We start from the raw sequence: 18,688 nt of genomic DNA, 5'->3' as shown, positions 1-18,688 counted from the left end.
GTCAGTGACCTATGCGCGGTTCTTTCAGCGCGATGGGTAGGGTGATCGCCGGCGTGCTTTTGAGATCGGTGCCGGTTTCTTCCTGTTTGCGCTTGAGGTAGTCGAGGGCTACGGCCGCCGCCGCACGAACGTGATCGACGCACGCCTGATGCGCCGCCAGAGCGTCGCCGCTCTTGATCGCCTCGACCATTTTTTCCATTTCCTGGTTGCTCGCGCCGCGACGGTTTTCCTGGGACACCGACGTCGCCCGCAGGTAGCTGATGCGCGCTTGCAACTGGCGCAGCTGGGTGGCGGCGATGTGGTTGCCGGAGCCTTCCAGCAGCACGTCGTAGAAACCCTGCACCGAGTCGATCACCTGTTGCAGCTCGCCGTCCTTGAGCGCCTTGCGGTTCTCCTCCAGCGCTTTCTCCAGGGCCTTGATGTCCTTGGCCTTGGCGCGCAGGGTGAACAGCTGGACGATCAGGCCTTCGAGCACGCACCGCAGCTCATAGATGTCGACGGCGTCGGCCAGCGTGATGATCGCCACGCGCGGGCCCTTGGCGTCGGCGAATTCCACCAGGCCTTCGGACTCCAGGTGACGCAAGGCTTCGCGCACCGACGTGCGGCTCACGCCCAGGCGGTCGCACAGGTCGCGTTCGACCAGGCGGTCGCCCGGCAGGAGCTGGAAGTTCATGATGGCGCTTCGCAGCTTGTCCAGCACGATCTCGCGCAGGGTGACGGGGTTGCGATTGACCTTGAAGCTGTCGTCGAGTGGCAGGCGTTTCATGGAGTCCGCTCTAAATGTGGCTGTCCTTGCGGGGCGGTCAGACAGCCGAGTGTTGTCTGGAGGCCTCGGCGTCGGCTTCGGCGAAGGCTTCACGGGCGAGCCGGAAACTGTCTACGGCAGCGGGAACACCGCAGTAGATGCCGACCTGAAGCAGAATTTCGCGTATTTGCTCACGACTCAAGCCGTTACGCAAGGCGCCGCGCACATGCAGCTTGAGTTCATGCGGGCGGTTGAGCGCCGAGATCATCGCCAGGTTGATCATGCTGCGCTCCTTGAGCGACAGGCCGTCGCGGCCCCAGACATGGCCCCAGCAATATTCGGTGACCATTTCCTGCAGCGGGCGGGTGAAGTCGTCGGCGTTCTCGATCGAGCGCTGCACGTAGGCTTCGCCCAGCACCTGGGTGCGGATCTGCAGGCCTTTTTCATATTTTTCGTTGCTCATCATTCCTCCTTACGCCACTTTCCCCTGTGGGAGCGAGCCTGCTCGCGAAAGCGTCATCACATTCGAGATTGATGTCGACTGACACTATGCCTTCGCGAGCAGGCTCGCTCCTACAGGGGTGAATCCTTCAAGACAGCGTCGGTAACGCGCCCAATTTTCCCTTGTGGTAGATCATCGGCGTCACCGGTTGCGCCGGCAGGATCAGGTTCTTCACCGCGCCGACGATGATCGCGTGGTCGCCGCCGTCGTATTCGCGCCACAGTTCGCATTCGATGATCGCCGTGGCCTTGTCCAGGATCGGGTTGCCCAGCTCGCTCAGGTGCCAGGCGATGCCTTTGGCTTTGTCCTTGCCTTTGCCGGCGAAGGCATAGGCTTCGCCGGTCTGGTCGGCGGACAGCAGGTGGATCGCGAAGCGCTGGCTGTCGCGCAGCACCGGGTAGGTGTCGGAGGCGTAGTTGGGGCAGAACAGCACCAGCGCCGGGTCGATCGACAGCGCGCTGAAGGCGCTGGCGGTGATGCCGACGATGCCGCCGTCCGCGTCGAGGGTGGTGACCACCGTGACCCCGGACGGGAACGAGCCCATCACGTCTTTGTAAATGCCGGGTTCGATCATGTCGCAGGACTCCTAGCGCATCACGAAGGGATCAGGCATCGGCGCCTGGGAAAGGTTGATCCACACTGTTTTCAGTTCGGTGTAGGCCAGCACCGAATCGATGCCGCTTTCGCGTCCGTAGCCACTGTTCTTGAAGCCGCCGATCGGCGCCATCGCCGACACCGCGCGGTAGGTGTTGACCCAGATGATCCCCGAGCGCACGTCACGGGCCAGGCGGTGGGCGCGGCCCAGGTCGCGGGTCCAGATGCCGGCGGCGAGGCCGAACTGCGAGTCGTTGGCGATCGCCAACGCTTCGGCCTCGTCCTTGAAGCGGATCACCGAGGCCACCGGGCCGAACACTTCTTCCTGCATGATCTTCATCGAGTTGCGGTCGCACTCGAACAGCGTCGGCTCATAGAACCAGCCGTCGCCCACGCCCGCCGGGCGCTTGCCGCCGATGCGCAGGCGCGCCCCTTCGGCGAGGGCGTCGGCCACCAGGCCTTCGACCACGGCCAGTTGCTGGGCGGTGGCCATCGGGCCCATTTCGCTGCTGTCGTCCTGGGGGTTGCCGATGCGGATGCGTTGGGCGCGTTCGGCCAGGCGACCGACGAACTCATCGTAGATCTCGTCCTGCACCAGCAAGCGCGAGCCGGACACGCAGCTCTGCCCGGACGCCGCGTAGATCCCGGCGATGGCGCCGTTGATGGCGCTGTCGAGGTCGGCGTCGGCGAAGATGATGTTCGGCGATTTGCCGCCCAGTTCCAGTGACAGCTTGGCGAAGTTCTCGGCGCTGCTGCGCACCACATGACGGGCGGTCGCCGCGCCGCCGGTGAAGGCGATCTTGCGCACCAGCGGATGGCGGGTGAGGGCGGCGCCGGTGCTCGGGCCGTAGCCGGTGACGACGTTGACCACGCCCGGCGGGATGCCGGCTTCGAGGGCCAGGCGCGCCAGTTCCAGGATCGTCGCCGAAGCGTGTTCGGACGGTTTGATCACGATGGTGTTGCCTGCCGCCAGGGCCGGCGCGAGCTTGATCGCGGTCAGGTACAGCGGGCTGTTCCACGGAATGATCGCGGCGACCACGCCCATGGCTTCATGCACGGTGTAGGCGAACAGGTCGGGCTTGTCGAGCGGCAGGGTGCCGCCTTCGAGCTTGTCGGCCAGGCCGGCGGTGTAGTGGAAGAACTCCGGCAGGTAGCCGACCTGGCCGCGGGTCTCGCGGATCAGTTTGCCGTTGTCGCGGCTTTCCAGCTGGGCCAGTCGTTCCTTGTTTTCGGCGATCAGGTCGCCGAGGCGACGCAGCAGCTTGCCCCGCGCCGTGGCGGTCAGGCCTCGCCAGGCCGGGCTGTCGAAGGCGGTCTGGGCCGCTTGCACGGCGCGCTCGACATCGGCCTCGTCGGCGTCGGGCAGCTCGGCCCAGGGCTCGGCCAGGGCCGGGTCGAGGCTTTGGAACGTCTTGCCGGACAGGGCGTCGACCCAGTCTGCGCCGATGCACATGCGAAAGCGTGCGAGTGTCATGCAACGATCCCCTTTATTGGACTTTGTCGGGCGTTTGCGGATTCGAGAAATTCCAGCAGCATCTGGTTGACCAGGCGCGGCGACTCTACGGGCATCATATGCCTTTGCTCGGGCAGCACGGCGACCTTCGCGCCGGGGATGCGCCGGGCCAGTTGCTCGGCCATCTCCGGGGTCGAACCGGGATCCAGCTCGCCCGTGGCGATCAGCGTCGGCACCTGGATGCTGCCCAGGTCGTCGGCGCGGTACATGTCTTGCGTGGCGAACAGCGAGTAGGTGGTCAGGTAGCCCTGCGGGTCGTTGCCGGCCAGGGTCTGGCGGATCGCGGCGATCTGCGCCGGGTTGGCCGCCTGGTATTCGCGGCTGAACCAGCGCGACAGGGCCGCTTCGGCGTTGGCGTCCGGCCCGTGCTCGGCCGCCTGGCTGGTGCGGGCGATGACGCCGGCGCGCTGCTCCTCGGTGCGGTTGAACACACTGTTGAGCACCACCAGCCCTTGCAGGCGCTGCGGGTAGTGCAGGGCGAAGGCCCGCGCCACCAGGCCGCCCATGGAGAACCCGATCACGGTGGCCTGGGGCAGTTGCAGGTGCTCCAGCAGCTCCAGCAACTGATCGGCGTAACCGAGCAGGCCGGTGTCGGCGGCCGGTCGCGGACTGGCGCCATGCCCGAGCATGTCGTAGGCGATCACCCGGTATTGCGAGGCGAGGCCGACGATCTGGCCGCCCCACATTTCTTTGTTCAGGCCCACGCCGTGGATCAGCACCACGGGTTGGCCGAGGCCGGTCGCCAGATAACTGGTGCCGGCGGGGGTGAGTTCAGCGGTGAGCCGAATCATGGAGCGCTCCTGCTATGCCTTCTTGTTGTGGTCACTGGGCCTTTTCGGCGGCCAGCTCTTCCAGGTCGATGTAGCGGTTGCCGATGCGCGGGTGCAGGCGGCCGCCGTCGGCGCAACCGAGCACCACGACGATCTCGTCGGCACGCGGTGCGTCTTCGATCTGCATTTCCAGGGTGATGTAGTGCGAGCGCAGGCCTTCGTCGTCCTTGTGCATCATCGGGATCTGGATCGAGGTGCCGGGACCGCCGCGCTTGTTGGTGAAGCTCAGGTAGCTCTTGGCCTTGACCGCTTCGCGGTAGTGGTTGCCGAAGCGCAGGGTGTGGATCACCGCCGAGGCGTGCTCGATCTCGCCGTCGGCGCCGACCACCGCGGCCTTGCCGTAGGCCTCGATCTTCTCGGCCCCGCCGATGGCGGCCACGAGGCGCTCGACCATCAGCGCGCCGAGGTCGGAGCAGTTGGCGCGGATCTCCGGTTTCAGGTCTTCGACGAAGCCGCGGCCCAGCCACGGGTTCTTGATCACGACCGCCAGGCCGACCATGGTCACCGGGGTGTCGGTGGCCTTGCCGCCTTCGATGAAGGTCTCTTCGACGTAGCTGACGATCTTGCGGATTTCGAAACTCATGGGCTGCTCCGTAGGGGGTGAGAGTGTCTGTGCGTCTGATGGTATACCATAATACCTATCGTGCAAGTCCCCTTCGCAAGTTTTGCGTCATCCATCCGGCGAATGGCCGTTCATTCGGCCGTCATCGCCAATGTCTGTGGCCGCTGCCAGACACATCGGGAGCAACGCCTGCGGTGCCTTGACCGACGCTTTCGCGGGCAAACCCGCTCCCACGGGTTTCGGGTGGTACGCAGCGGTCGTGAGCGACCGCAGCCAGGTAGGAGCGGGCTTGCCCGCGACGACGGCGGGTCAGTCAATGAAGGGGCAACAGACCGGTTTCGCGGTTAACAAAAGATAACGTGGCGCCGATTGTCAGACGTTTCCAAAGCCCGATAGGATGAGCCAGCATCCGAAGGGGCTCTGGACTGCGGGTTTCAGGACTATGCTGCATGCAGCGCAGCTGACTGGCCGGTCACCCGGAGCACCCTTGCGGCGCCCTTGAAGGCCCGATGGCCCAACAATAATAAATAGGGGAAGGTCTATGGTTCGTTGCCGCCCGCCGGCGTTACGCAAAACCGCATTGCTGGCCACCGCCTGCGCCCTGCTGGGCCTCGCAGCCGTACCGGCCTGCGCCCTGGCCGACGAAGCGCCCGCGGACGCGGTCTATTCCACCGCTTCGGCCAAGGCCGCCAAAAGCCTGATGCTCGATGTCGTCCATGCCGGCGCCCGGCTGGTGGCGGTCGGCGACCGCGGACACATCCTCTATTCCGACGACCAGGGCAAGACCTGGACCCAGGCCAAGGTGCCGACCCGGCAACTGCTCACCGCCGTGTACTTCGTCGACGACCGGCACGGCTGGGCCGTCGGCCATGACGCGCAGATCCTCGCCAGCGAAGACGGCGGCCTGACCTGGACCAAGCAGTTCGAAGACCTCAAGCGCGAAGCGCCGCTGCTCGACGTCTGGTTCAAGGACGCCAGCCAGGGCATCGCCGTCGGCGCCTACGGCGCGCTGCTGGAGACCACCGACGGCGGCCAGCACTGGGAAGACGTCAGCGACCGCCTCGACAACGAAGACCAATACCACCTCAACGCCATCGCCGCCGTGAAGGACGCCGGGCTGTTCATCGTCGGCGAGCAGGGCAGCATGTTCCGTTCCGCCGACTGGGGCCAGACCTGGGAAAAGCTCGAAGGCCCGTACGAAGGTTCGCTGTTCGGCGTGATCGGCACCGCGCAGCCGCAGACCCTGCTGGCCTACGGCCTGCGCGGCAACCTCTACCGTTCCACCGACTTCGGCGGCACCTGGGAGCAGGTCGGGCTGAAGGCGGCGCGCGGTTCCCTGGAGTTCGGCCTGTCCGGCGCCACGCTGCTCGACGACGGTTCCATCGTGATCGTCGGCAACGGCGGCTCGGTGATCAGCAGCAGCGACAACGGCGAGACCTTCAGCGTGTTCAACCGGCCCGACCGCATTTCGCTGTCGTCGGTCACTGCCGCAGGCAACGGCGACCTGATCCTGACCGGGCAGGGCGGAGTACGCATCACGGCGCCCAACGGCGCCGAGCTGGGCAAATGAGCCGGATCAATAATAAGAAGGCGGGGCTATGACTTCCTTGAGCACTCATCATCAGGACAAGGCGACGTTCCTCGAACGCCTGATCTTCAACAACCGCCCGGCAGTGATCGTGATCTGCGTGCTGGTCAGCATCTTTCTGTTCTGGCAGGCCACGCTGATCCGGCCGTCCACCAGCTTCGAGAAAATGATCCCGCTCAAGCATCCGTTCATCGAGAAGATGATGGAGCACCGCAACGACCTGGCGAACCTGGGCAACACCGTGCGGATCTCGGTGGAGGCCACCGACGGCGACATATTCTCCAAGGAGTACATGGAGACCCTGCGCCAGATCAACGACGAGGTGTTCTACATCTCCGGCGTCGACCGTTCCGGCCTCAAGTCGCTGTGGAGCCCGAGCGTGCGCTGGACCGAGGTGACCGAGGAAGGCTTCGCCGGCGGCGAAGTGATCCCGCAGAGCTACAACGGCTCCCAGGACAGCCTCGACCTGTTGCGCAACAACGTGCTCAAGTCCGGCCAGGTCGGACGGCTGGTGGCCAACGACTTCAAGTCGAGCATCGTCGACATCCCGCTGCTGGAGTCCTACCCGGATCCGCAGGACCAGGGCAAGCTGCTGGCGCTGGACTACCGCAAGTTCTCCCATGAGCTGGAGGACAAGATCCGCAACAAGTTCGAGGCGCAGAACCCCAACGTCAAGATCCACATCGTCGGCTTCGCCAAGAAGGTCGGCGACCTGATCGACGGCCTGGTGATGGTGGTGATGTTCTTCGGCGTCGCCTTCGTCATCACCCTGATCCTGCTGTACTGGTTCACCCACTGCATGCGCAGCACCGTCGCGGTGCTGAGCACCACGCTGGTGGCGGTGATCTGGCAACTGGGGCTGATGCACTTCTTCGGCTTCGGGCTCGATCCGTACTCGATGCTGGTGCCGTTCCTGATCTTCGCCATCGGCATCTCCCACGGCGTGCAGAAGATCAACGGCATCGCCTTGCAGTCCAGCGAGGCGGACAACGCCCTGACCGCCGCACGGCGCACGTTCCGGCAGCTGTTCTTGCCGGGGATGATCGCGATCCTGGCGGACGCCGTCGGCTTCATCACCCTGCTGATCATCGACATCGGCGTGATCCGCGAACTGGCCATCGGCGCGTCCATCGGCGTGGCGGTGATCGTGTTCACCAACCTGATCCTGCTGCCGGTGGCGATTTCCTATGTCGGCATCAGCAAGCGCGCCGTGGCCAAGAGCAAGAAGGATGCGAACCGCGAGCATCCGTTCTGGCGCCTGCTGTCGAACTTCGCCAGCTCCAAGGTGGCGCCGGTGTCGATCCTGATCGCGCTGGTCGCCTTCGGCGGCGGCCTCTGGTACAGCAAGAACCTCAAGATCGGCGACCTCGACCAGGGCGCGCCGGAATTGCGTCCGGACTCGCGCTACAACAAGGACAACAACTTCATCATCAGCAACTACTCCACCAGTTCCGACGTGCTGGTGGTGATGGTCAAGACCAAGTCCGAAGGCTGCTCGCGCTACGAGGCGATGGCGCCCATCGACGAGCTGATGTGGAAGATGCAGAACACCGAGGGCGTGCAGTCGGCGATCTCGCTGGTGACCGTGTCCAAGCAGATGATCAAGGGCATGAACGAGGGCAACCTGAAGTGGGAGACCCTGTCGCGCAACCCGGACGTGCTGAACAACTCCATCGCCCGGGCCGACGGCCTGTACAACAACAACTGTTCGCTGGCGCCGGTGCTGGTGTTCCTCAACGACCACAAGGCCGAGACCCTGGACCGTGCCGTGAAGGCGGTGCAGGCATTCGCCGCGGACAACAACAAGGAAGGCCTTGAGTTCATCCTGGCCGCCGGCAACGCCGGGATCGAGGCGGCCACCAACGAAGTCATCAAGCAGGCTGAACTGACCATCCTGGTGCTGGTGTACATCTGCGTGGCGGTCATGTGCATGATCACCTTCCGTTCGTGGGCGGCGACCTTGTGCATCGTCCTGCCGCTGGTGCTGACCTCGGTGCTGGGCAACGCGCTGATGGCGTTCATGGGCATCGGCGTCAAGGTCGCGACCCTGCCGGTGGTGGCGCTGGGCGTGGGGATCGGCGTGGACTACGGCATCTACATCTACAGCCGCCTGGAAAGTTTCCTGCGCGCCGGCCTGCCGTTGCAGGAAGCCTATTACCAGACCCTGAAATCCACCGGCAAGGCGGTGCTGTTCACCGGCCTGTGCCTGGCCATCGGCGTGTGCACCTGGATCTTCTCGGCGATCAAGTTCCAGGCCGACATGGGCCTGATGCTGACCTTCATGCTGCTGTGGAACATGTTCGGCGCGCTGTGGCTGCTGCCGGCGCTGGCGAAGTTCCTGATCAAGCCTGAGAAGCTGGCGGGGCAGAAGGGCAATTCGCTGTTCGCCCACTGATTGGCGAGCCTGAAACGAAAAAGCCGCAACCCAAGGGTTGCGGCTTTTTTATGTCTCGAAGTTCACGATTAACCTGTGGGAGCTGGCTTGCCAGCGATAGCGGAATAACAGGCCACACCAATGTTGAAGGTTAAGCCCTCATCGCTGGCAAGCCAGCTCCCACAGGGTTATGGCGTTCAGGAGAGGTCGGTGCCGAGCACCACGCTCAGCGCACTGCGCGCATCATCCAACTGCACCAGCGTCGCATGCCGTGCACCGAGGGCGTCGCGGTTCTCGATGGCGGTCAGGATCGCCTTGTGCCGCGGCAGCGCCAGTTCGTGCAGGTTCGGCCGCTGGTTGGAGTGCTTGAGCGCTTCGGCGATCGCCACCGAGAGCATGTTGCACAGGTTGGCGAGCAGGTCGTTGTGGGTGGCGTCGGCGATGCGGCTGTGGAAATCCAGGTCCGGCTGCAGTAACGCCTCCGGGGTCGGCGCCGCCTCCATGCGCCGGTAGGCCTCGCCGATGGCGGCGATGTCGGCCTCGGTGGCGTGCTGGGCGGCGAGGGCGGCGGCGGCGGGCTCGATGATGCTGCGCACGCTGGTCAGCACATTGAAGAACTCGTTCTGCGGGCTGCTCTGCATCAGCCAGTGCAGCACGTCCGGGTCGAGCATGTGCCACTCGCGGCGCGGCTTGACCACGGTGCCGACCCGCGGCTTCGAATACACCAGCCCCTTGGCCACCAGCACCCGCGTGGCTTCGCGCAGCACCGGCCGGCTCACCGCGTACTCCTCGCACAGCAAGGCTTCGGCGGGCAGTTTGTCGTCGGGCGGGAAGCGGCCGGAAACGATCTGCAGGCCCAGTTCCTGGACGATGCGCGAATGCATGCTTTTGCGGTCGGAGGGTTTGCGGTAATCCATGGGGAGCGGGGCGATCCTGTGGGGTGAGCGGTGCCCGGCATCATAGCAGGCGTGGCACGATCTTGAGGCAGGTGCACAAAGCAAATGTGGGAGCTGGCTTGTCAGCGATGGCGGCGTGTCAGTCAACAGGAATGTCAGCTGAAAGACCGTAATCGCTGGCAAGCCAGCTCCCACAGGGGACGGTGGCGTCAATGGGAGTGGCGCGGCACTTCGGCACCCCGGCAACCGACCAGGAAGTCGAAGTCGCAGCCCTGGTCCGCCTGCAGCACATGGTCGATGTACAGCTGACGGTAACCCCCCACCAACAACGGTTGCGGCGGTTGCCGATCGGCCATGCGAGCCGCCAGTTCGGCCTCCGGGATGTCCAGGTGCAAGCGCCCATTGGCGCAGTCCAGCTCGATCCAGTCGCCTTCCTGCACCGCCGCCAGAGGCCCGCCCGCCGCCGCTTCCGGGGCGACATGCAGCACCACGGTGCCGTACGCCGTGCCGCTCATCCGCGCATCCGAGATGCGCACCATGTCGGTCACGCCCTGGGCCAGCAGCTTGGCCGGCAGCCCCATGTTGCCGACTTCGGCCATGCCCGGATAACCCTTCGGCCCGCAGTTCTTCATCACCAGCACCGAGTCCGCGTCGACGTCCAATGCCGGGTCGTTGATCCGCGCCTTGTAGTGGTCGAAGTTCTCGAACACCACGGCGCGGCCACGGTGCTGCATCAGCGCCGGCGTCGCGGCGGAGGGCTTGAGTACCGCGCCGAGTGGCGCCAGGTTGCCGCGCAATACACAGATGCCGCCGTCGGCGCGGATCGGATTGTCGAGGGTGCGGATCACTTCGTCTTCACCGTAGATCGGCGCGTCCTGGGTGTTCTCGCGGATGGTTTTGCCGTTGACGGTCAGTGCGTCCGGATTCGGAATCAGGTTGGCCTCGCCCAGACGCCGCAGCACGGCCGGCAAGCCCCCGGCGTAGTAGAACTCTTCCATCAGGAAACGCCCGGACGGCTGCAGGTCGACCAGGGTCGGCATGCCGCGGCCGATGCGCGTCCAGTCGTCCAGGTCCAGCTCCACGCCGATGCGCCCGGCGATGGCTTTGAGGTGGATCACCGCGTTGGTCGAACCACCGATCGCCGCGTTGACCCGGATCGCGTTCTCGAACGCCTGCCTGGTCAGGATCTTCGACAGCCGCAGGTCTTCGCGCACCATCTCCACCGCACGCATGCCGGACATGTGCGCCAGCACGTAGCGCCGTGCGTCCACCGCCGGGATCGCCGCGTTGTGGGGCAGGGAGGTGCCCAGCGCTTCGGCCATGCAGGCCATGGTGGACGCGGTGCCCATGGTGTTGCAGGTGCCGGCGGAGCGGGACATGCCGCCCTCGGCCGCCAAAAAGTCATCGAGCGTGATGGTGCCGGCCTTGACTTGTTCGCTGAGCTGCCAGACCACGGTGCCGGAGCCGATGTCCTTGCCCTTGTGCTTGCCGTTGAGCATCGGCCCGCCGGTGACGACGATGGCCGGTACGTCGCAACTGGCCGCGCCCATCAGCAGCGCCGGGGTGGTCTTGTCGCAGCCGGTCAGCAGCACCACGCCGTCGATGGGGTTGCCGCGGATGGCTTCTTCCACGTCCATGCTCGCCAGGTTGCGGGTGAGCATGGCGGTCGGGCGCAGGTTCGACTCGCCGTTGGAGAACACCGGGAACTCCACCGCAAACCCGCCGGCCTCGATCACGCCGCGCTTCACGTGTTCGGCGATCTGACGGAAGTGCGCGTTGCACGGGGTCAGCTCCGACCAGGTGTTGCAGATGCCGATGATCGGCTTGCCGTGGAACTGATGGTCGGCGATGCCCTGATTCTTCATCCAGCTGCGGTACATGAAGCCGTTCTTGTCGGCGGTGCCGAACCATTGGGCCGAGCGCAGGGCGGGTTTCTTATCAGACATGATCGGTTCTCTTATTGTAAGACTATTATTTGCGAGCTTTCGCTTAAGCTAAGCGAAAAGCGTCTGACATGGAAGTATTGGCGCCTAATAAGTATTACTATATAGTCGATTTCAACGAGGGGATCGGCCCTGGCGAGGTTCGCCCGAGGCATCCCCCGAGGTTCCATAACAACAACAATCGGAGACCGACCCCATGAGCCAGGAACAGCGGCTTGTCCGGCGCATCACCCTGAAACTGATTCCCTTCCTGATCCTGCTGTACCTGATCGCCTACGTGGACCGCTCCGCCGTCGGCTTCGCCAAGCTGCACATGGGCGCCGACATCGGCATCGGCGACGCGGCCTACGGGCTCGGCGCGGGTCTGTTCTTCATCGGCTACTTCCTGCTGGAGATCCCCAGCAACCTGATGCTCGAACGCTTCGGCGCCCGGCGCTGGTTCGCCCGGATCATGATCACCTGGGGCGCCATCACCATCGGCATGGCGTTCGTCCAGGGCCCGCACAGCTTCTATGTGATGCGTTTTCTGCTCGGCGCGGCGGAGGCGGGGTTCTTTCCCGGCGTCCTGTACTACATCACCCAATGGTTCCCGGTGCGCCACCGCGGCAAGATCCTCGGGCTGTTCATCCTGTCCCAGCCCATCGCCATGATGATCACCGGCCCCGTGTCCGGCGGCCTGCTGGGCATGGACGGCATCCTCGGCCTGCACGGCTGGCAATGGCTGTTCATCGTCATCGGCACCCCGGCGATCTTGCTGACCTGGCCGGTGCTGCGCTGGTTGCCCGACGGCCCGGAGCAGGTGGACTGGATGGATCGGTCCGAAAAGGACTGGCTCAGCGGCGAGCTGAAAAAGGACCTGCAGGCATACGGCCAGACCCGCCACGGCAACCCGCTGCATGCGCTCAAGGACACGCGCGTCTTGCTGCTGGCGCTGTTCTACCTGCCGGTGACCTTGAGCATCTACGGCCTGGGCCTGTGGCTGCCGACCCTGATCAAGCAGTTCGGCGGCAGCGACCTGGTCACCGGTTTCGTGTCGGCGGTGCCGTACCTCTTCGGCATCGTCGGCCTGCTGATCGTGCCGCGCAGTTCCGACCGGCTGAACGACCGCTACGGCCACCTGGCGGTGCTCTACGTGCTGGGTGCGCTCGGCCTGTTCTTCAGCGCCTGGCTGGCGTTGCCGGCGATGCAGCTGGCGGCGCTGTGCCTGGTGGCGTTCGCGCTGTTTTCCTGCACGGCGGTGTTCTGGACCCTGCCGGGACGGTTCTTCGCCGGCGCCAGCGCGGCGGCGGGCATCGCGCTGATCAACTCGGTGGGCAACCTGGGCGGCTACATCGGTCCGTTCGTGATCGGGGCGCTGAAGGAATACACCGGCAACCTCGCCTCGGGTTTGTACTTCCTGTCCGGGGTGATGGTGTTCGGACTGATTCTGACCGGTGTGGTTTACCGGGTGCTTGAGCGCAGACACGTGTTGCCGGCGGATCAGTTCGCCGCCAGTGCGCGGGGCGCCACGCGAACCTGACGCCACCTGCCGGACATAGGTTTTCCGGTGTTCAGACATTTGTTGACAGGAGAGAACACATGCATCTGGTGCAATTCGAATTGAGTAACGGCGAGCGCCGCGTCGGCGTGGTCGAGGGCGGTCTGGCGCGGGAGGTGCAGGACGTCCGCGCCGTGCGCGACCTGGCGTTGGCGGCCATTGAGGCCGGCGTCAGCCTCGCGCAGCAGGTGCAGGCCTTTGGTCTGGGCATCAGCCACGACTACGCCGAACTGCGGGAGCGGCTGCGCATCCTGCCGCCGCTCGACCATCCGGACCCGGCGCACTTGCTGGTCAGCGGCACCGGCCTCACGCACCTGGGCAGCGCTTCGGCCCGGGACAAGATGCACCAGCAGGCCGGCGACGAAGCGACGCTGACCGACACCCTGCGCATCTTCAAGTGGGGCGTGGAGGGCGGCAAACCGGCGGCGGGACAGGCCGGGGTGCAGCCAGAGTGGTTCTACAAAGGCGACGGCAGCATCGTCGTGCGACCCGGGCAACCGTTCCCGCTGCCGCCGTTCGCCGAAGACGCCGGCGAAGAGCCGGAGCTCACCGGGCTCTACGTCATCGGACACGACGGCAAACCGTACCGCCTCGGTTTTGCCCTGGGCAACGAGTTCTCCGACCACGTCATGGAGCGCAAGAACTACCTGTACCTGGCCCATTCGAAACTGCGCAGCTGCAGTTTCGGCCCCGAGCTTCGGGTCGGTGAGCTGCCGCCGCACCTGGCGGGCACCAGCCGCATCCTGCGCGACGGCGAAACGCTGTGGCAAAACGAGTTCCTCAGCGGCGAAGCCAACATGTGCCACAGCCTGGCGAACCTCGAATACCACCACTTCAAGTACGCCCAGTTCCTGCGGCCGGGCGATGTGCACATTCATTTCTTCGGCACCGCGACGCTGTCGTTCGCCGACGGTGTCCGCACCCGCCCGGGCGACGTGTTCGAGATCAGCCAGGCCGAGTTCGGCGCGCCGCTGGTCAACGGCATCGCGCCAATCGATGCGGTTTTCGCCCCCGGCAGCATCGGCACCCTTTAAGGAGATCACATGACTCAGATTCTCGGCCTCAACTACATCGGCGGGCGTCGCAGCGCCGCCGGCGGCCTCCAGTTGCAGAGCGTGGACGCCAGCTCCGGCGAACCGCTGCCTTACGGTTTCTCCCAAGCGACGGTGGAGGAGGTGGACGCCGCTGCCCAAGCGGCCGCCGCCGCGTACCCGGCCTACCGCAGTCTCAGCGCAGAGCGCCGGGCGCAGTTCCTGGATGCGATCGCCGATGAGCTCGACGCGCTGGACGACGGGTTCGTGGCCGTGGTCTGCCGCGAAACCGCGCTGCCGGCGGCGCGGATCCAAGGGGAGCGCGCCCGCACCAGCGGCCAGATGCGCCTGTTCGCCAAGGTGCTGCGCCGGGGCGATTTCTATGGGGCGCGGATCGATCTGCCGTTGCCGGCGCGCCAGCCGCTGCCGCGTCCGGACCTGCGCCAGTACCGCATCGGCCTCGGGCCGGTGGCGGTGTTCGGCGCCAGCAACTTTCCGTTGGCGTTCTCCACGGCGGGCGGCGACACCGCCGCTGCGCTGGCCGCCGGTTGCCCGGTGGTGTTCAAGGCCCACAGCGGCCATATGGCCACCGCCGAGTGGGTGGCCGACGCGCTGATCCGTGCGGCGCAGAAGACCGGCATGCCGGCGGGCGTGTTCAACATGATCTATGGCGGCGGCGTCGGCGAATGGCTGGTCAAGCATCCGGCGATCCAGGCCGTGGGCTTCACCGGTTCGCTCAAGGGCGGACGGGCGCTGTGCGACATGGCGGCCGCACGCCCGCAGCCGATCCCGGTGTTCGCCGAGATGTCGAGCATCAACCCGGTGATCGTGCTGCCGCAGGCGCTGGCCGTCCGCACGGAGTCCGTGGCCCGCGACCTGACGGCGTCGGTGGTGCAGGGCTGCGGCCAGTTCTGCACCAATCCCGGCCTGGTGATCGGCCTGCGTTCGCCGCAGTTCAGCGGGTTCGTGGCGCAACTGGCCGGGCTGATCGCCGACCAGCCGGCGCAGACCATGCTCAACGCCGGCACCCTCGCCAGCTACGGCAAGGGCTTGCAGAAGCTTTTGGCCCACGCAGGCATCACGCACCTGGCGGGGCGCGCGCAGCAAGGCAATCAGGCGCAGCCGCAGTTGTTCAAGGCCGATGCGCGGTTGCTGATCCAGGGCGATGAAGTGCTTCAGGAGGAAGTGTTCGGGCCGGCCACTGTGGTCGTCGAAGTGGAAGGCCGGGCGCAGTTGAACGAAGCGCTCAACGGATTGCACGGGCAACTCACCGCGACGCTCATCGGTGAGCCGGAAGACTTCGCGCAGTTCCCGGAACTGACGGCGCTGCTGGAGCAGAAGGTCGGGCGGATCCTGCTCAACGGCTATCCGACCGGGGTCGAGGTGTGCGATTCGATGGTGCACGGCGGGCCGTACCCGGCGACCTCCGATGCCCGCGGCACTTCGGTCGGCACGCTGGCCATCGACCGTTTCCTGCGCCCGGTGTGCTTCCAGAACTACCCCGACCACCTGCTGCCGGAGCCGCTGAAGAACGCCAATCCGCTGCGCATCCAGCGCCTGGTGGACGGCAGGCCCTCGCGCGAGGCCCTCTGAAAAACCCGCAGGAGCGAGCCTGCTTGCGAGGCGTACCGACAGTCGACAAACGCGTTGACTGACACGCCGCCATCGCCAGCAGGCCGGCTCCCACAGGGGATCCGGTCGGATGCAGCCACTGCGTTCACCGCAGAACCTTGTGGACGCTTGCCTGCAAGCGATGGGGCCGGCACGGTCGGCCTCTGTGCCGACCCACGTTCCGGCAGAGGATCCAGCCTCACATTGAGCTATCATTGCCGCTTTCCCCCTGAAAGACATGATTGCCATGACTGCCGTACCCAACTCCCTTCTCGACGCCCTCGAACATTGCGCCATGGTCGAAATCGACGGCCTCCACGCCTTCGAATTCGCCCTCGACGAAGTCGACAACCTGCACATCGAATGCATGGACGGGCGTTTGTCCAAGCACTGGGAATTCACCCCGGACCAGGTCAAGGCCGCGACCTTCGACGAATCCCTTCAGAGCTGGCTGATCGTCGGCGACAGCGGCGAACACCGCCTGGTCTGCCTCGACGCCTTCGGCGGCGACGATGAGGATGACGCCCATGAAGATGCGTAAGTTCTGGCCGCTGCTGATGGCCGGCAGCGTCGGCGCGATGGGCCTCTCCAGCGCCTCGGCCGAGACCTTCCAGTTGCTGGTGGGCTCCTACACCGCGGGCGCGAGCCAGGGCATCTACCGGATGAGCTTCGACAGCGCCACCGGCCGCATCGGGCCCAACCCGCTGCAGGTGGTCAAGAGCGCCAACCCGTCGTGGCTCACCTTGTCCAGGGATCAGCGCAAGCTGTTCGTGGTCAACGAAAACGGCCCCGGCCAGAAAGACCCGGTGGGCCGCGTCAGCAGCTATGCGATCAACCCGAAGACCCAGGCCCTGAGCCTGATCAACCAGGTGCAGAGCCTGGGCAACGAGCCGACCCATTCGAGCCTGAGCGGTGACGCCAGCCACCTGTTCGTCAGCAACTACTCGGTGGCCGAAGATCCGGGCGGCACGCTGGCGGTGGTGCCGGTGGGCAGCGACGGCCGCCTGAAGCCGGTGGTGCAGATGAGCGCCCACCCGGCCAGCCGGGTGAACCCGGAGCGCCAGGCGTCGAACCATGTGCACTCCACGGTCTCTTCGCCGGACGGCCGCTACGTGTTCTCCAATGACCTGGGCGCGGACAAGGTCTTCATCTACCGCTACGACCCGAAGGCCAACCCCGAGCTGCCGCTGACCCCGGCGAAAACCGCGTCGGTGGACCTGCCGCCGGGCAGCGGCCCGCGTCACCTGCTGTTCAGCGCCGACGGCAAGCACGCCTGGCTGACCATGGAAATGAGCGCCCAAGTGGCGGTGTTCGACTACCGCGACGGCGTGCTGACCCAGACCCAACTGGTGGACCTGGCGGCCGGCCAGCCGACCTCGGACAAGGCCGCAGCCGCCTTGCACGCATCCGCCGACGGCAAGTTCCTGTACGTCAGCAACCGGGGCACGGCCAACCAGATGCTGGTGTTCGCCATCGACCCGGCCAGCGGCAAGCTCAGCGAGCTGCAACGGCGCTCGGTGGAGGGCGATCACCCGCGTGAGTTCAGCCTCGACCCCACCGGCAAGTTCCTGCTGATCGCCAACCAGAAGAGCAACGGCATCGTCGTGCTCGAGCGCGACGACAAGACCGGTCTGCTGGGCAAAGTCGTGCAGACTTTGCCGATGGATGCCCCGAGCGACCTCAAGTTCCTGCTGCGTCAATGAGCCGCAGGCCCCGGTTCGCGGGGCCTGCGCCTTTGTATTAATCGCGCTGATAACAGCTAATGCCATAAAGCATTTCAAGCGGCGGACCCTCGAGCGTTAAGTTTGCTTCACGGCCCGAACGGGCAAGCAAGCCAACCGAACACGAGGGTTACCGCCATGAACTTCAATCTCTTTTCCGTGATTGCCGCGTCCGCCATCTCCGCTTCCGTGGCCCTGCCAGCCAGCGCCAGTGTCGAAGTCAGCGACAAGAAATCCCACACCCAGAGCTACACCCAGAAGTACCTGCAACAGAGCGCCAATTTCTACGCCGCTCTGGACCACAAAGCCCAACACTGAAACCCTTCCCGCACTGCACCCGTTATGCAGGAGCGAAGTCATTGACGCCGCCCTACGTTTCCAAGCGTTGGCCGCAACAGTGATGTCGCTCCTGCATAACCGTTTGCGACAGCATCAGGCGTATTTCAATGTCTGCGCTTGATATCACATAGCCATGAACGTAAAGTTGACGCTGATTTTTTGACTCCTTCCCGCATAAGGATCGACAGCATGGCGATGCGTCTGGCCCTGGTACTCCTGTTTCTCTATTCCACCCCCATCCTGTCGGCCGCCGAGCCTGTCGTCGGCGAGCCGGAAGCGGCGTTCGAACGCCTCATGAGTATTATTGAAGGCTGAGATAGATCGGCTTAATGATCAACGAAGCTGATGGTCACTATGGATAACCCTGAATGGTTACTTCGGCTTTTTTGATCGATTCTGTGGGCCTCGAAACATGTCCACGGAGTCCGCATCATGGCCAGTCCCCTCATCGCTTACGCCAAACGCGGCGCTTACCTGGCCATCGGTCTGTACCTGGCCATGGTGTTGTCCGTCAGCCTCGTCTCGCAGTCGCAGCACCGCTTCGACGCACCGATCCAGGTCGCCCATCCCGGCATCCAGTCCGAACTCCGTTCCCACGGCGGGGCGGTGGACGGGGCTGAACTGGCGGGAGTCGGCGGAGCATGAAAGGCTACAGACTCTGGATCATCGCCGGCCTTGCGTTCATGACCAACGGCGCCTCGCTGCTGGGGTTCGGCCAAGGCTCGGTCGGCGGTCTGGCCCGGGCCATAGAGGCCAACCACAGCATCGCCCACAACATCGAACGGGCCAACGCCCTGGGGCTGCTGGCCGGCAATCCGCCGGTCAAGTCCGAGCGTGATTTCCTCGGGCCGTTCGAAGTGGATTGCTCGGCCATCGGCATGTGTGAAGTGCTGGCCTGAACC

At 65.1% G+C, this 18,688-nt stretch carries 19 protein-coding genes; 11 read left to right on the top strand and 8 right to left on the bottom strand.

The window, feature by feature from the left end:
• Position 1: 1 nt before the first annotated feature.
• From KVG96_RS12705 to KVG96_RS12680, 6 genes are all read right to left on the bottom strand, one after another.
• The gene (locus tag KVG96_RS12705) at positions 2-766 is read right to left on the bottom strand and encodes a GntR family transcriptional regulator (protein WP_217892389.1); all 765 of its coding nucleotides are present in this window, start codon (positions 764-766) and stop codon (positions 2-4) included.
• A 37-nt stretch (positions 767-803) separates the two neighbouring features.
• Positions 804-1,208, bottom strand: a complete 405-nt coding sequence (locus KVG96_RS12700; RefSeq protein ID WP_217892388.1) for a carboxymuconolactone decarboxylase family protein — start codon at positions 1,206-1,208, stop codon at positions 804-806.
• Positions 1,209-1,335: 127 nt separating this feature from the next.
• Complete coding sequence (locus tag KVG96_RS12695; RefSeq protein ID WP_217892387.1) at positions 1,336-1,821, bottom strand: flavin reductase family protein; 486 nt, start codon at positions 1,819-1,821, stop codon at positions 1,336-1,338.
• A 12-nt stretch (positions 1,822-1,833) separates the two neighbouring features.
• Positions 1,834-3,315, bottom strand: coding sequence for an aldehyde dehydrogenase (locus KVG96_RS12690; RefSeq protein WP_217892386.1), 1,482 nt, complete (start codon positions 3,313-3,315; stop codon positions 1,834-1,836).
• Positions 3,312-4,145 carry an alpha/beta fold hydrolase gene (locus KVG96_RS12685; protein WP_217892385.1) on the bottom strand — a complete coding sequence of 278 codons (834 nt, stop codon included), beginning with the start codon at positions 4,143-4,145 and terminating at the stop codon, positions 3,312-3,314. The genes KVG96_RS12690 and KVG96_RS12685 overlap by 4 nt, the downstream gene beginning before the upstream one ends.
• A 31-nt stretch (positions 4,146-4,176) precedes the next feature.
• Positions 4,177-4,767, bottom strand: a complete 591-nt coding sequence (locus KVG96_RS12680) for an amino acid synthesis family protein (protein ID WP_217892384.1) — start codon at positions 4,765-4,767, stop codon at positions 4,177-4,179.
• Positions 4,768-5,287: 520 nt separating this feature from the next.
• Here KVG96_RS12680 and KVG96_RS12675 point away from each other — a divergent pair.
• Both KVG96_RS12675 and KVG96_RS12670 read left to right on the top strand, forming a co-directional pair.
• On the top strand, positions 5,288-6,316 hold the full coding sequence (locus tag KVG96_RS12675; RefSeq protein WP_217892383.1) for a WD40/YVTN/BNR-like repeat-containing protein: 1,029 nt from the start codon (positions 5,288-5,290) through the stop codon (positions 6,314-6,316).
• Between the two features lie 28 nt (positions 6,317-6,344).
• A complete protein-coding gene (locus tag KVG96_RS12670; RefSeq protein WP_217892382.1) occupies positions 6,345-8,729 on the top strand; it encodes an efflux RND transporter permease subunit in 2,385 nt (794 codons plus the stop codon).
• A 176-nt stretch (positions 8,730-8,905) separates the two neighbouring features.
• Here the strand turns inward: KVG96_RS12670 and KVG96_RS12665 are convergent, their stop codons facing one another.
• Both KVG96_RS12665 and KVG96_RS12660 read right to left on the bottom strand, forming a co-directional pair.
• Entirely contained in the window at positions 8,906-9,625 is a 720-nt protein-coding gene (locus tag KVG96_RS12665; RefSeq protein WP_217892381.1) for a FadR/GntR family transcriptional regulator, read from the bottom strand.
• 188 nt (positions 9,626-9,813) lie between these two features.
• Positions 9,814-11,550, bottom strand: coding sequence for an IlvD/Edd family dehydratase (locus KVG96_RS12660; protein WP_217892380.1), 1,737 nt, complete (start codon positions 11,548-11,550; stop codon positions 9,814-9,816).
• A 193-nt stretch (positions 11,551-11,743) separates the two neighbouring features.
• Here KVG96_RS12660 and KVG96_RS12655 point away from each other — a divergent pair, with 193 nt between their 5' ends.
• The 9 genes from KVG96_RS12655 to KVG96_RS12620 all read left to right on the top strand — a co-directional run bounded on the left by KVG96_RS12655 (position 11,744) and on the right by KVG96_RS12620 (position 18,685).
• Positions 11,744-13,066: an MFS transporter gene (locus KVG96_RS12655; RefSeq protein ID WP_217892379.1), complete on the top strand. Its 1,323-nt coding sequence runs from the start codon at positions 11,744-11,746 to the stop codon at positions 13,064-13,066.
• A gap of 59 nt (positions 13,067-13,125) precedes the next feature.
• On the top strand, positions 13,126-14,118 hold the full coding sequence (gene araD1 / locus KVG96_RS12650; RefSeq protein WP_217892378.1) for an AraD1 family protein: 993 nt from the start codon (positions 13,126-13,128) through the stop codon (positions 14,116-14,118).
• A gap of 9 nt (positions 14,119-14,127) precedes the next feature.
• A complete protein-coding gene (locus KVG96_RS12645) occupies positions 14,128-15,708 on the top strand; it encodes an aldehyde dehydrogenase (NADP(+)) (RefSeq protein ID WP_217892377.1) in 1,581 nt (526 codons plus the stop codon).
• Between the two features lie 265 nt (positions 15,709-15,973).
• A complete protein-coding gene (locus KVG96_RS12640; RefSeq protein ID WP_217892376.1) occupies positions 15,974-16,267 on the top strand; it encodes a DUF5629 family protein in 294 nt (97 codons plus the stop codon).
• The gene (locus KVG96_RS12635) at positions 16,254-17,429 is read left to right on the top strand and encodes a lactonase family protein (protein ID WP_217892375.1); all 1,176 of its coding nucleotides are present in this window, start codon (positions 16,254-16,256) and stop codon (positions 17,427-17,429) included. Before KVG96_RS12640 ends, KVG96_RS12635 begins: the two co-directional genes overlap by 14 nt.
• 156 nt (positions 17,430-17,585) lie before the next feature.
• Positions 17,586-17,765 (top strand): hypothetical protein, encoded by a 180-nt coding sequence (locus KVG96_RS12630; protein ID WP_085586952.1) that lies wholly within the window; start codon positions 17,586-17,588, stop codon positions 17,763-17,765.
• A gap of 210 nt (positions 17,766-17,975) precedes the next feature.
• The gene (locus KVG96_RS27625; RefSeq protein WP_264082371.1) at positions 17,976-18,101 is read left to right on the top strand and encodes a hypothetical protein; all 126 of its coding nucleotides are present in this window, start codon (positions 17,976-17,978) and stop codon (positions 18,099-18,101) included.
• A 117-nt stretch (positions 18,102-18,218) separates the two neighbouring features.
• Positions 18,219-18,431, top strand: coding sequence for a hypothetical protein (locus KVG96_RS12625; RefSeq protein ID WP_217892374.1), 213 nt, complete (start codon positions 18,219-18,221; stop codon positions 18,429-18,431).
• Positions 18,428-18,685 (top strand): hypothetical protein, encoded by a 258-nt coding sequence (locus tag KVG96_RS12620; protein ID WP_217892373.1) that lies wholly within the window; start codon positions 18,428-18,430, stop codon positions 18,683-18,685. The genes KVG96_RS12625 and KVG96_RS12620 overlap by 4 nt, the downstream gene beginning before the upstream one ends.
• Positions 18,686-18,688 lie beyond the last annotated feature (3 nt).

The sequence above is a fragment of the Pseudomonas ekonensis genome (genome assembly GCF_019145435.1).
Lineage (GTDB): Bacteria > Pseudomonadota > Gammaproteobacteria > Pseudomonadales > Pseudomonadaceae > Aquipseudomonas > Aquipseudomonas ekonensis.
Note: the sequence above shows the minus strand (reverse complement) of the source record. Positions and strands in the feature narration are given on the sequence as shown.

Bases quoted from the DNA above. Each gene is read 5' to 3' on its own strand.
- KVG96_RS12655 (WP_217892379.1), top strand. From the start codon at position 11,744: ATGAGCCAGGAACAGCGGCTTGTCCGGCGCATCACCCTGAAACTGATT.
- KVG96_RS12660 (WP_217892380.1), bottom strand. From the start codon at position 11,550: ATGTCTGATAAGAAACCCGCCCTGCGCTCGGCCCAATGGTTCGGCACC.
- KVG96_RS12670 (WP_217892382.1), top strand. From the start codon at position 6,345: ATGACTTCCTTGAGCACTCATCATCAGGACAAGGCGACGTTCCTCGAA.
- KVG96_RS12620 (WP_217892373.1), top strand. From the start codon at position 18,428: ATGAAAGGCTACAGACTCTGGATCATCGCCGGCCTTGCGTTCATGACC.
- KVG96_RS12630 (WP_085586952.1), top strand. From the start codon at position 17,586: ATGAACTTCAATCTCTTTTCCGTGATTGCCGCGTCCGCCATCTCCGCT.
- KVG96_RS12700 (WP_217892388.1), bottom strand. From the start codon at position 1,208: ATGAGCAACGAAAAATATGAAAAAGGCCTGCAGATCCGCACCCAGGTG.
- KVG96_RS12690 (WP_217892386.1), bottom strand. From the start codon at position 3,315: ATGACACTCGCACGCTTTCGCATGTGCATCGGCGCAGACTGGGTCGAC.
- KVG96_RS27625 (WP_264082371.1), top strand. From the start codon at position 17,976: ATGGCGATGCGTCTGGCCCTGGTACTCCTGTTTCTCTATTCCACCCCC.
- KVG96_RS12665 (WP_217892381.1), bottom strand. From the start codon at position 9,625: ATGGATTACCGCAAACCCTCCGACCGCAAAAGCATGCATTCGCGCATC.
- araD1 (WP_217892378.1), top strand. From the start codon at position 13,126: ATGCATCTGGTGCAATTCGAATTGAGTAACGGCGAGCGCCGCGTCGGC.
- KVG96_RS12705 (WP_217892389.1), bottom strand. From the start codon at position 766: ATGAAACGCCTGCCACTCGACGACAGCTTCAAGGTCAATCGCAACCCC.
- KVG96_RS12675 (WP_217892383.1), top strand. From the start codon at position 5,288: ATGGTTCGTTGCCGCCCGCCGGCGTTACGCAAAACCGCATTGCTGGCC.
- KVG96_RS12640 (WP_217892376.1), top strand. From the start codon at position 15,974: ATGACTGCCGTACCCAACTCCCTTCTCGACGCCCTCGAACATTGCGCC.
- KVG96_RS12645 (WP_217892377.1), top strand. From the start codon at position 14,128: ATGACTCAGATTCTCGGCCTCAACTACATCGGCGGGCGTCGCAGCGCC.
- KVG96_RS12625 (WP_217892374.1), top strand. From the start codon at position 18,219: ATGGCCAGTCCCCTCATCGCTTACGCCAAACGCGGCGCTTACCTGGCC.
- KVG96_RS12635 (WP_217892375.1), top strand. From the start codon at position 16,254: ATGAAGATGCGTAAGTTCTGGCCGCTGCTGATGGCCGGCAGCGTCGGC.
- KVG96_RS12680 (WP_217892384.1), bottom strand. From the start codon at position 4,767: ATGAGTTTCGAAATCCGCAAGATCGTCAGCTACGTCGAAGAGACCTTC.
- KVG96_RS12685 (WP_217892385.1), bottom strand. From the start codon at position 4,145: ATGATTCGGCTCACCGCTGAACTCACCCCCGCCGGCACCAGTTATCTG.
- KVG96_RS12695 (WP_217892387.1), bottom strand. From the start codon at position 1,821: ATGATCGAACCCGGCATTTACAAAGACGTGATGGGCTCGTTCCCGTCC.